General features: G+C 57.2%; 11 protein-coding genes. 2 read left to right on the forward strand and 9 right to left on the reverse strand.

The genetic code is table 11. The features are described 5' to 3' along the window. Window positions 1–52 precede the first annotated feature (52 nt). From R3F50_16675 to R3F50_16700, 6 genes are all read right to left on the reverse strand, one after another. A complete protein-coding gene (locus tag R3F50_16675) occupies window positions 53–1,714 on the reverse strand; it encodes a GMC family oxidoreductase (GenBank protein ID MEZ5491924.1) in 1,662 nt (553 codons plus the stop codon). A gap of 3 nt (window positions 1,715–1,717) precedes the next feature. Further along, on the reverse strand, window positions 1,718–2,332 hold the full coding sequence (locus R3F50_16680) for a gluconate 2-dehydrogenase subunit 3 family protein (protein MEZ5491925.1): 615 nt from the start codon (window positions 2,330–2,332) through the stop codon (window positions 1,718–1,720). A 177-nt stretch (window positions 2,333–2,509) separates the two neighbouring features. Beyond that, window positions 2,510–3,265 (reverse strand): hypothetical protein, encoded by a 756-nt coding sequence (locus R3F50_16685; GenBank protein MEZ5491926.1) that lies wholly within the window; start codon window positions 3,263–3,265, stop codon window positions 2,510–2,512. 109 nt (window positions 3,266–3,374) lie between these two features. After that, complete coding sequence (locus R3F50_16690; protein MEZ5491927.1) at window positions 3,375–4,823, reverse strand: TolC family protein; 1,449 nt, start codon at window positions 4,821–4,823, stop codon at window positions 3,375–3,377. Beyond that, on the reverse strand, window positions 4,820–5,851 hold the full coding sequence (locus R3F50_16695) for an HlyD family efflux transporter periplasmic adaptor subunit (protein MEZ5491928.1): 1,032 nt from the start codon (window positions 5,849–5,851) through the stop codon (window positions 4,820–4,822). Before R3F50_16695 ends, R3F50_16690 begins: the two co-directional genes overlap by 4 nt. A 21-nt stretch (window positions 5,852–5,872) precedes the next feature. Continuing rightward, the gene (locus R3F50_16700; GenBank protein ID MEZ5491929.1) at window positions 5,873–7,621 is read right to left on the reverse strand and encodes an ABC transporter ATP-binding protein; all 1,749 of its coding nucleotides are present in this window, start codon (window positions 7,619–7,621) and stop codon (window positions 5,873–5,875) included. Window positions 7,622–8,149: 528 nt separating this feature from the next. Here R3F50_16700 and R3F50_16705 point away from each other — a divergent pair. Next, window positions 8,150–8,599, forward strand: coding sequence for a hypothetical protein (locus R3F50_16705; protein MEZ5491930.1), 450 nt, complete (start codon window positions 8,150–8,152; stop codon window positions 8,597–8,599). A gap of 254 nt (window positions 8,600–8,853) precedes the next feature. After that, the gene (locus R3F50_16710) at window positions 8,854–9,216 is read left to right on the forward strand and encodes a DUF3147 family protein (protein ID MEZ5491931.1); all 363 of its coding nucleotides are present in this window, start codon (window positions 8,854–8,856) and stop codon (window positions 9,214–9,216) included. Between the two features lie 64 nt (window positions 9,217–9,280). Here R3F50_16710 and R3F50_16715 read toward each other — a convergent pair whose 3' ends face one another. Genes R3F50_16715 through R3F50_16725 form a run of 3 tightly spaced genes read right to left on the reverse strand, consistent with a single transcriptional unit; the run spans window position 9,281 to window position 11,613 of the window. Beyond that, window positions 9,281–9,805, reverse strand: a complete 525-nt coding sequence (locus R3F50_16715) for a chalcone isomerase family protein (GenBank protein MEZ5491932.1) — start codon at window positions 9,803–9,805, stop codon at window positions 9,281–9,283. Continuing rightward, window positions 9,792–10,319, reverse strand: a complete 528-nt coding sequence (locus R3F50_16720) for a DUF2878 domain-containing protein (protein MEZ5491933.1) — start codon at window positions 10,317–10,319, stop codon at window positions 9,792–9,794. Before R3F50_16720 ends, R3F50_16715 begins: the two co-directional genes overlap by 14 nt. Before the next feature lie 34 nt (window positions 10,320–10,353). After that, the gene (locus R3F50_16725) at window positions 10,354–11,613 is read right to left on the reverse strand and encodes a cyclopropane-fatty-acyl-phospholipid synthase family protein (protein MEZ5491934.1); all 1,260 of its coding nucleotides are present in this window, start codon (window positions 11,611–11,613) and stop codon (window positions 10,354–10,356) included. Window positions 11,614–11,623 lie beyond the last annotated feature (10 nt).

Below are 11,623 nucleotides of genomic sequence, written 5' to 3' on the forward strand. Positions count from 1 at the left end.
ATTATTCTGTTTACCGGACAGTTGCCTTATTTATCGGGCTGGGGCGCAAGCGCTAAATGTCTCCCCGCCGTGCTGCCTGGATCATATTGTCAGCCGCCCGGAAAGCCAGGGCCATTATCGTCATAGTGGGCTGCCCGCGGCTGGATGTGACCAGGCTGCTGCCGTCAACCATGAAGAGATTGGGCACATCGTGAGAACGATTGAAGCGGTCGACCACGGAGGTCTGTGGGTCATTGCCCATCCGGCACGTTCCTAACAGATGAACGCCGCCATCCTGGCCGTTCTCCGGATAGAACCCGGCTATATTTCTCGCACCTGTAGCCTCCATCAGTTCGGTGGATTTCTCCAGGAAGAACTTCATGGTCTGCAGGTCATCGGGGTGATCTGAATAGGTACAGCGCAGTGCGGGCCTGCCCCATTTATCAGTCAGTTCGGGGTCCAGGCTTACACTGTTGGTCAGTTGCGGCAGCGAGGTGGTGTGGCCATCAAAAGCAATGGAATGAGTGAATTCGTAGGCCAGGTTTTTCTTGAACTCGCTGCCCCAGCCGGGCCCGCCGAACAGACTGGAGGCCAGGGCGAAGTTCATAGGTAATCCCCGGGTCGGGTGTCGGGAGTCGATACCGCCGCCGCCGTAGTATCCAAGGCTGCTGTCTAACTCATAGAAATCGTGGACGACACGTGTCGCGGGGATACTCTTGTGTGCGTTGACGGGCTCGTCCATCAACCCGGCCACGGTCGAATAGCCATTGAACATCAGGTTCCGGCCCACATAGCCTGAAGAGTTTGCCAGTCCGTCGGGGAACCGGCTGGAGGCGGATAACAGCAGCAATCGGGGCGTCTCCGCGCCATTGGCACACAGGACAATCGCCTTGCCGCGCTGTGAGTGTTCAACGCCATCGGCATCCCAGTACACCACCTCGGTGGCTCTGCCTGCCTCGTTGGTCTCAACCCTGTTCACTGTGCAGCCGGTTCGTAACTCGCAATTGCCCGATGCCAGCGCCAGGGGAATCATGGTCGCCATGGAGGAGGATTTTGCGTTCACTTCGCAGCCGTAGCCATTACAGAACCCGCAGTGGATACAGCCAGGGCGACCGTTGTGAGCCTGGGACAGAATGGCAACCGGAGCCGGGTAGGGGTTCAGCCCCAGACTCTTTGCCGCGCGTTCCAGCAGCACGCCCGGGGATTTAACCGGCATGGGCGGGCAGGGGTAGTCACGGGATCGTGGTGGGTCCCAGGGGCCCTGTAGCCCCGATACGCCTATTTCCCAGTCGACTTTGGTGTAATAAGGTTCGAGATCGGCGTAGGTTATGGGCCAGTCGGTAAATGTCGTACCCGGAATGGTTCCCTTCACGCTGGCCTCGATAAAGTCGATCTCCCGAAGGCGCCAGAAATTTCCCGAGAAGTGAACGCTGCTGCCGCCCACATTATGGGCGTAGTCGAGGGATCCGCCGGAGCCCGCCACGGCCACCTCCGCTTCAGACCTGCGGAATGTCTGCGGGTGTCCCTGCCGGGCCCCCCAGGTCAGTTCGCTATTGTGGTCGTAGCCCCATTCGTCGTGTTTGAAATCACCCGCCTGCAAGTGAGGGCCCTGTTCCAGAACGACAACGGAAAAACCTGCAGTGGACAGTTCTTTGGCGACAATGCCTCCAGCGGCACCGGAACCGACTATGACGAAGTCGACCTCGTCCTGGTTGGGAAAGCTTACCTGGGCCATGGTCTATTCTCCGCGTGTCGCATAGTCAGCATCGTAAAAGCCGAAGGGTGGTGCCCAGGCATGCTGGTCATCAAACCCGATCACAGCATACCCGGCCTTGTCTCTGTTGCCGCCATAACTGGGCAGAGAGAACATGCCGGCAATGGTCAGATAGCGAATGGTGGCAAAGAAAGGTGTCGATTCCCGGTCAGCAAGCAGTTCGTCCTGTTGCGCCACACTCAGATCGGCAAAGTTCGCTGCAGTGTACCTTGAGGCTGCAGTCTCCTGTATCTCGCGCAGTCCTGCCTGCACTGCCCGGTATTGTTCGTCCCGGTTATCTCCAAGCACGGCATCAATAAAGTAAATGACCCCGGCCTCTTCGGCTCCCGTGGTATCGTCGCTGGGGATAATACGGGCCACTATTGCCCGCAGGTCTCCCGCTTCGCGTGCCGAAAGCGTGTTAAACGCCGGTGTGTCCGCTTGCAGGGATTCATCAGCCTGCCGGCAGGCGGCCAGAATTGCCGGCGCGGCCAGGACGATAAAGGAGCCTTTCGCCAACACCGAGCCTGATTGTAAAAAAGCACGTCGAGAAAACTGCTGATGGGGCATGGGTTCATACTCGTTGTAAGGGGAAATCACGCGCTGGGGTGACCGGTTTGGGCTGAGTCTAACACGGCTTATTACATCGTTAGGAGTGTATAGGCGTGGATTTAGGAGTGGAGTCTTCGTGTGGCCTGGCGCCCTGTCTGTTGAATCAAAGCGGCAGGTAAGGACGGAATTCCGCAGCGCCGCCAATCCGCACATGCAAATAGTGTATTACCGGGGGCAGAGGCTCTTCAGAGCCAGTTCTGCGGCAAAACCCGAATCGATCAGCTCGCGCAGCAGGCTGTCGTCATAGCGGTCTTCGGGGTCATTCAGGCGCATGGCAAGCGAGTCATGAATGCGCATGGCGTTTTCGATACCTTCATAACAGGGACAGGGAAGTTTCGGGGCATAATCGGCGCGGTCATAACGGGCCTGGGCAAAGTCCCGGCTGGGGAAACCGTACCAGCGCTGGGCAATTTCGACCGCCAGCTCGGGCTGATTGTGATAGATGGCCATGCTTTCCAGCGCCGCCTGCAGAAAGCGCCGGGCGATCACATGGTAGCGGACGCTGCAATCGGTGGTCGCCAGGGCGACCTGTCTGGGGGTATTGGCATAGAAAGTCTGGTAGTAAAGAGAAGGTGTCTGGCCGGTAACCAGGATATCGGAGTCCGATTGTTGCTGCAGTCCCAGTCGTCGCAGTACCCGTTGCCAGAGCTTCGACTGTGGTCTGATCCCTGCCTCGAATTCCGGTGGCGGCATCTGCAACTCCACGTCCAGGCCGTATTTCCCATAGAAGCCCTGATCCATGGCGATGATGAAGGGAAGTTTGCTCCTACTGTGGCCGAAGACGTTGACGAGCACCGGCAGTGGCTCAGAGTCGGAAGGAGAGCAGGCGCTGAGAATCAGACAACTGCAAAGCAGCGCCAGCGTCCTTGGAAAAACCTGCCTGACAGGCACTGGCGGGGCGGTGTGATCATCGGATAACAATACCTGGTCTGAATTCGTTATTCAGGCTGTCTGAGTGAAAACTGAAGGGTCGGAAAACTTCAACCAAGTTATCCCCGGATCGGGCGCTTGTCCAGATCGCAGGACAGCCTTATTCCGGTTCGTCGATACCCAGGCGCTCCACATCCACGGTAGCCGCATCGTAATTCGCCCGCGCGATTCGCGCCTGCAATTCCGCTTCAAGCAGCCGGATCCTGGCATTGGCGGCGGTTTCTTCCCGAATGTTCAGCAGGAAAAAGTCACTGGCGCCGCTGTCGAAACGGCGCTGCTCCGAGTCGCGCATGATTTCCGACTGCTGCACTTCCTGGTCCGCCAGCATCAGCAGGTCGCGGGAGATATTCAAATCCACCAGCAGGTTGCGGATTTCCAGGTCGATCTGGTCTTCCCGCAGGCGCTGTTGCTGCTGCCTGGCATCCAGATTGGCCTGGGCACGCTGCAAGCGGCCGCGGCCGGCACGCTGCTGCAGGGGGATTGAGAACGTGAAGCCGGCCATGGCGTTAGTGCCGTCACGGGAGGCACCGCCCTCGGCCACAGCGCCAAGGCCCTGCTGAGCTTCGACGAAAAAATCCAGTCGCGGTTTCAGTTGATTCTCCGCCAGACTGATGCGGTTCTGTTCCCGTTCGATGGCCGTGCGCAGGATAGCCAGTTCCGGGCGCCGGGTCAGGGCTTCCGATACCGGGACCACCGGTGGGGTGCTCTCCTGGAATACCTCCTCGATACTCGATCCCGGCGGCAAGCGGTCGGGTGAGACTGCTGCGGGCCGCCCGGACTGGTCGCGGTAATAGAGTGACAGCAGATTGGTGGCCAGGGCCAGGTCCCGCTGGGCGGAAGTGACCAGGATCTGGCGGCGGGTGATATTCTGCTGGTTTTCGGTCAAAAATATTTCCGCCCGGGCACCGCGCTCCACCTCGCCCTCCAGACCGTCCTGGCGTTCTATCGCAATCTGCAGCAACTCTTCGTAGACGCCCAGTTGCCTGCCTTTCGCCACCCAGTCCCAGTAGGCAACCAGAGCACGTTCCTGTACGCCGATGCGGGTCAGCAGTACATCCAGACTGGCTTCCTGTACATTCAGCCTGGCATCGATGACACCGAAACGCTGGGGATCAATGCTGCGATCCCGCAACAGGGAGAACAGCATGCCGACCCGGAAACTGCCCCCGGTGTTGGTGAAGCTGTTGTCCTGGTAGACGGGGAAGTTGCCATTGGACAGCTTGTAATCTGAATAAACACTGCCGCCGATGGTTCGCAGTCGCTGCCTCGCGCCACCTTTGAGAGCCGTGCTGTCGTAGTAGCCGGTGTTCTGATTACCGTCAGCGCTGAAGACCAGATCGAAAGCACCTTCGGCCTCCAGGGCGCTGCCTTCCGCGGCGCGGCGGCCTGCCAGACTCTCGAGAATCTGGGGGAAATAGCGGGCGGAGGAGGCCAGTACCTCGTCCAGCAGCAGTGGTTGGGGTTGCGCGGAGTTCTCCGCCGCTGAAGTGACGGCGGGCCAAAGCAGCGAGGCCGCCATGACAACGGCTGACAGTCGAATCTTTATCATGCCCCGCTTTCCTGGCTGGAGGTTGTTGGTAGCCGGGCCGGGAAATTATTCAGCTGGCGCCACACTTCGTAACCGGCGCGCACGGTTTCCAACAGGATCCAGCCCCGTGCGGTAGAACCGAAGCGGACAAACTGCTGATCGGGCCAGGGCGTTTCTGTTTCCGGATCTTCGATCACCAGTACCCTGAAACGGCCGCTGGTGTCAGCAGAGGGGTCCACGGCAATGACTTCACCACTGAAGGTGCCGACAGCAACTGACGGCCAGCCGCTGAACTGAATCGCTGGCCAGCCTTCGAACTGCAGGCGAACCTTGGCGCCAGGTCGCACAAGTGCGACATCGCGGCCGTCGATGTAAAGTTCCACGGCGCGGCTGGCGTTGTCCGGCACGAAGGAGGCTACCACGTCGCCGGCCTGCACGAAGGTGGCGGCATCACCGGCGAATACCCGCAGTATGACGCCATCCCGGGGTGCCCGCACGATCTGTTCGGATTGCCGTGTCAGGTTGACGTCAGCGCGGGTCAGCTCCGCTGCTGCCTCGGCAACCCGGGCGCGGAGTTCTTCGACGCGGATGCGGGATTGTTCGTACTCGCGGCGGGAGGCGAGGCCATCGTCAAACAGGCTGCGAGTTCGCTCCAGATCGATTTCTGCAGTCTGTTGCGCGGTTTCGGCGGCCCGGAGCTGGGCGATCACCTGGTCCCGTTCGGCACCCAGCCGCTCGAGCAGGCGGGGATCGATATCGATAATGCGAACGATAGGGTCGCCAACAGAGACATGCATACCGTCACGGACATACCACTCCTGGATACGCCCGGGCACGAGAGCGTTGATCTCCTGCAGGCGGTCATTGGGGTTCAGTGCGGTTACCGTTCCAAAGCCGGAAGTGGTCTGCACCCAGGGGGCTACATAAAGAAATGTGCCGGTGGAGACAATGGCAATGACCAATAGCCAGGCGAAAGCCTTCATCACCGCGGGCGGGCGCTGGGCGGCTAGGGTTTTGAACTGAGCGGGGTATGTTTCACGAGCTGCCATGAATGATCCTGCGTGGAGGGCCTAACGGGGTTCGTCGTCGCTATCCTGCCGGTTTGCATGACCGGCAGCAAGCGGGTTGTCCTGACAAAGTGCCGCATAGGAATCGTAAACCTGCTGGGCCCGGTGGTCCAGAAACAGGTAGCTGTCGAAAGTCATTTCCCGGCTGGGCGGACGATTGGAAAAGTAGATGACTGTGGTTCCCCATTTCTGTTTCAGGCGGTCGAGTGACGGAATCAGATAGTCGTCCGGTATCGTATCGTACAGCTCCCCCAGCACCAGCACCTTGGGGCCGGCGATGATCGCCGCCGCCAGTTTCATCTGCATGATCTCGGTAATGGTAAGCGGCCATCCCGTGGCGGCGATGCGGGTATCCATGCCATTCTTCAGCTGCGTAATGGTGCGGTCGAGCCCGACGATCTTCAGCACCTCGATCAGATTTGAGGCCTGGGCGCTGGGCGCGCTGAGATTGAGGTATTCCCGAATGGTCAGCTCGATGGCGTTGGGCCGGTCCAGCACAATAACGTGCTGGCGCAGCTGATACGCCTGAATACTCTCCACGTCCTGCCCGCCCAGGGCTACATAGCCGCTGCTGGGCTTATCCAGACGCTTGATGAAGTTGGTTACCTCGCGCTGAATACCCTGACTCTCCACTCTTGCGAACACCCGTGATCCGGCCTTCAGGGAAAAATTCAGCGTCGCAACCTGGCCCCGGGCGTCGCCCCTGGCATTGACAAAGTCGATGGACCCATCGCCCTCGAAGCGTCCCAGATCCTTCGCAGGCTGTTCCTGCTCCACATCGTAAAATAGCCCGAGTTCGTCGAGTGCCCCGCAGAGTTCGTAGAAATAGGCCAGATAGGTGCCCAGCTGGCTGACGCCGTAAAACGCCACCGACAGCACGACCTCCGCGGCTACCAGTTGACCCAGAGACAGTTCGTCATTAATGACCAGCCAACCGCCCAGCCCAAGCAACCCGGCGCTGGCAACGGCGTAGAGCACAAGAAAGCAGAGGGTCTGGGCGAAAAAATGCCGGAAGTGGCGTTGATGACGATCGATATACTCCTCGGTGACCTGATCGGTACGGGTCAGCGCCTCATTGATGTGACGCTCTGATTTGAAGAATCCATTGGAGGCGCCAAGGCCTTCGAGCCAGGCGGCGGTCGCATGCTTCTGATGAGACACTTCAACGGCACTGCAAATGGCCCGGCTGCCCCACACCATCCAGATAACCCAGATAAGGGCAACCAGCAGAATGACAAAACCCAGAAACAGAGGATGGTAAAGGGACACCAGTGCGAATCCGAAAAAGGCCTGCAGGACCGTGGTAAAGCCGCCAACAAGCAGGTAGGGCACTGTCTTGTGGACGATTATGATGTCGAAATAGCGGTTGAACAGCGTGCCCTTATTGATGTCCAGGAAAAAAGGGTTGAGAGCATAGATGGCGCGCAGTGCGATTTCTGAAACCATGCGGGCATAGAAACGGCGGCTGAAGAGGTCCATCAGGTGAATACGCAGGGCATTCAGCAGGCCGGCCGCCAGCAGCAGAATAAAGAGGGTAATACTCAGCACCACCAGCGGTGTACCCAGGGCTGTATTGGCAATGGTATTTACCAGCATCTGCACCGAGACCGGCAACGCGAGGGACAGTGCGCTAATGCCCAGGCCATAGATGATTGCCAGCGTATAGTAGCTGCGCTCGGCTCCCAGTATTGAACCGAAGTAAGACAACACTTTTCTGGCGGTGGCCTGGTTTGAAACTGCTTTGTCGTTCACTACGACGTTTGTCTCCTTTATTCAGGGGCCAGGTTACTAAGGCCTGAGCACTGAATTCAAGCTGATTCTGATAGAGTGAGAGTGTATCCGAGCGCGGGGTGTCATCAATTCGTTTCGTTCGCGGTGAATGTACCGAAAAATCGAACTAAAAGCACTAAAGGCAAGAAAAAAATGAGGCTCCAGACCTGGGTGCTGCAGTTGGGGTAGGAGGTGGGCTCGCGAAGGGCACTGGAAGGCCGCACTTCCGTTGAGGAGGTTTTCCAGCCACTATCAACACAAATCGGTTTGTCAGAAACCTCTTAAGGATATTCGTCGCCAATGTGATGCAGTTCATCGAAACGGTCGCGTTTTTGGACCTCTGTCACATAAATAGTGTGAACCAGTTCACACTCGGGACGTGAGCTAGTGCGCTAAGATTGCCTCCTCAAAAATGAGATCACCCATCTATCATCAAGTGTTCTTGCAGGATGCGCTTACGAAGACCGGGACCCTGATTTCCATTTTTGACTACAGTGAGGAATTAACACAGTGATACAAGGGAACGTAATCAGCTATCCGTGGCCTGGTGCCTCGATAGACTATCCCAGGGAGGGTAGCAAGGTGGATGTCAGGGAAAGTCGGTCACTGGCCAAGATTTATGATCTGCGCCAGTATGCGTTGACGAAGCGGGTCTTGTTCAACTTTGGAGTACTTGGCAGGGATGAGAAAGACGAGGAGGCGTTGCATGTCCCGATCGGGATTGTGTACCGACTGCATTTTCTCGGCCGCGCCTATAACTTCTCCGCTGTAAAGCTGATTGAGCCGCAGGGCCGCAGCTACCTCGGTTACAAAACCTGCCAGCAGCTTATCGTTGAGCTTGAACAGCTTCGCTCCCTGCTGAAAGATCCGGTAATCGAGCACTACACCAGGAAGCTGGTTAACTACCTGATCAGCAACCGCGGCGATCCGGACCTGGGCCTGATGGTAAGGTCGCTGTAGATCCCGAGACTTTCGCCGCGTGAGCCGATGATGCCTGGCGCGCTGATTTCCGTCAGACCACCCGGCTATCCACATCCACAGGATCCTTATTCCCCTCTTTCTGGGCTGCCTCGGCAGCCCTTGTAGTTCCCACGGGCCGTACTCTGGTGCCTGGTGAGAAAAATCTGCTAGTCTGCGCCGTGTCTCAGGCGCGCTGCCATCTGGCTGGGGGCCGCATCGAGACACCCCCAAGCAGCCTTTCTTCTGGAGTCAACATGCTTACCTCTGCACAGTGGATAATCACCAAGTACCTGATCACCTCGGGCATTATCGTCCTGGTCTCCGAATTCGCCAAGCGCAGCGACCGGCTTGGTGCTTTCATAGCGGCATTGCCTCTGGTCACGGTCCTGACCCTGATCTGGCTCTACGTAGAAAACCAGGGCCAGCTCAAAATCGCTAACCATGCCTGGTTTACCTTCTGGTATGTCCTGCCAACCTTGCCGATGTTTCTGCTGTTTCCCTGGTTGATTGGACGGTTCGGGTTCTGGTCGGCACTGGGCGCATCGGCGCTGGTGACGATGGCATGCTTTGGTGTGATGGTGGTGGTGATGCGTCAGTTTGGCGTGGAACTGCTCTAGTGGACCGCTGATTAAACAAATACCGAGACACCGATCAGCGTTTCCCTCACTTCTTCTGGCTGGTTTACCTGGCGCCGATCAGTTCGTTTCGCTGCTCGGGAAAGCTGGAGTCTTCCGCCAGCCAGATGGCAAGAAAGTTTTCAGTAAAACGGGCGTTGTCAATTCGCCCGAGCAGCTCTTCATTGTGATAGAAAGTGGCTGACATATCCGGTTCAACATAGAGGATTATGGAATCTCCACGGCGAATATCAGGCCAGATCTGGCTCAACTCGCTGAGCCAGATTTCGCTGAGTTCGGGTTGATACAGGCTCAGTTCCAGCCATTGGTCTCTGGTGGTGTCGATCAGTCGGTCTTTCTTGATGTTGCGGCGGTAATCTATTTTCAGGGCGATTCCCGGTTCCACACCGCCATAGGATCCGTTTCTACTGAACAGCGTACTGTCATAAATGGTCCAGAACATGACTTTTAACGTTGTCGAACCGACCGGGCGCAATTGCTCTACCGGCGAGGCGTAGCTGCGGACCGTGGTCAGAGCGAGAAGGGCTGGAATTAACAGCAGTGTCAGGCAAAGAGATCTAGACGATTTCATGGTTAAGTACCGGTTGCGTGTTTATCCATTTGTACATCATGGGCAACAGCACCGCCCATGTCAGTGCTATCAGGGTGATTACCCAGGGCAGGGGCAGGCCGAATTGTATAGCACCCAGTTTGTGGCCCAGGTAGTAGCTGAACGGAAAACCGAGCCCCCCTGTTAAGGCGGCAAGGTAGCCGTTATGCCCCAGCAGGCGAAGTGAGAGGGGCAGGGTGGTCGAAAAAGCAATCCATAAAGAACACATCCATAGGGGCAGCAAGAGCCCTTGCGGCTCGAATTGAAACATTCCGGTGACAGTGAATAACGAGTCGATAGCGATGCCCAGGATTATCGGGAACAACAGCTGTTTCAATGTCACTACCCTGGCATAGATTAAAAGTGCCACGTAGAACAGAATTGCGGGTGCGACGAACCAGAACGAGTCATAACGCCCGATTACACAGCCTGCCCAGAATAGATTATTGATGACCATGTTGACTGGTGATGAGGTTATGAATTTCAGCAGTCTCATGGTGGTCATTCGCTCGGATATCAGGAGATCCATGTTAATCGGAAAGGTGCGGTGCCTTGCTGGCCAGTAATTGGACGGTGCTTATGCGACGCTCCAGAAACCCACCCTCACAGTATCCCAGGTAGTATTCCCATAGCCGCTGGAACTGGGTGCCATAGCCCAACGACTCCAGTTCGGGTGCCCTGGCCATGAAGCGGTCGCGCCAGTCACGCAGGGTCCGCGCATAGTCAAGACCTATGTCATGCACGTCGCGGATAACCAGGTCTGTTTTCTCGGCCATCAGTTGACTCATCAGTTGCAAGGAGGGCAGAAACCCACCGGGAAATATGTGTTTCTGGATAAAATCCTCGGTGCGACTGTATACGTCAAAGCGCTGATCAGCTATGGTGATGGCCTGCACCATTGCCAGGCCGCCTGGTTTGAGCAGCCGGTTGACAGTTTCAAAGTAACCAGGCAGATAACGGCGTCCAACGGCCTCGATCATCTCCACGGACACCAGTTTGTCGAACTGGCCTTCCAGTTCCCGGTAGTCCTTGTTGAGCAGGTTAATTTTACTTTCAAGTCCTGCTTCGCGAATCCTGTCGCTGGCGTATTCGTACTGCTCATCGGAAATGGTCGTTGTGGTGACCCGGCAGCCATAGCGGCTGGCCGCGAACAGGGCAAGACCACCCCAGCCGGAACCTATTTCAACCAGATGATCGTCCTGAGTCAGCTTAAGCTGATCGCAGATGCGCTGCATCTTGGCAATCTGTGCCTGTTCCAGGTCTGCAGTCTCTTTGCTATAGATACCGGATGAATACTGCATGTGAGGGTCCAGAAACGTCTGGTACAGGCGATTGCCCAGATCGTAGTGGGCCAGGATATTGCGCTTTGCCTGGGAACGGGAGTTAGCCCTTTTCAGGGCGCGGAACCAGGCCAAAGGTTTCATGAACCAGCCGAACCGGGCGCTCCAGGCATCCATCATCTGCAGATTTCTGGAAAAGAACCGGGTGACCTGGGCTATGTCAGGGGTCGTCCACCAGCCGTCCACATAGGCTTCCCCGGCGGCGGCATTGCCTCCCAGCAGGGCGCGCCGGTAGACGCGGGAATCAAGGACATCGATTTCGGCCTGTAACGGATCACCGGGGTTGCCGAATTCAGCGATCACGCGGCCTTGCTCGCGAAGCAGCAGGTGCCCGCAGCTGGCTTTGCTCAATACCTGCAGCAAGCCATTTTTAATCCATTCGGCACTGTATCCCTGTGTAGCAGTCTGCTGCTTCAAGGTGGGCGAAAGGCTGATAGGTTTCTGGTTCATGACTCTTTAC

The sequence above is a fragment of the Gammaproteobacteria bacterium genome (genome assembly GCA_041395725.1).
Taxonomy (GTDB): domain Bacteria; phylum Pseudomonadota; class Gammaproteobacteria; order Pseudomonadales; family Pseudohongiellaceae; genus NORP240.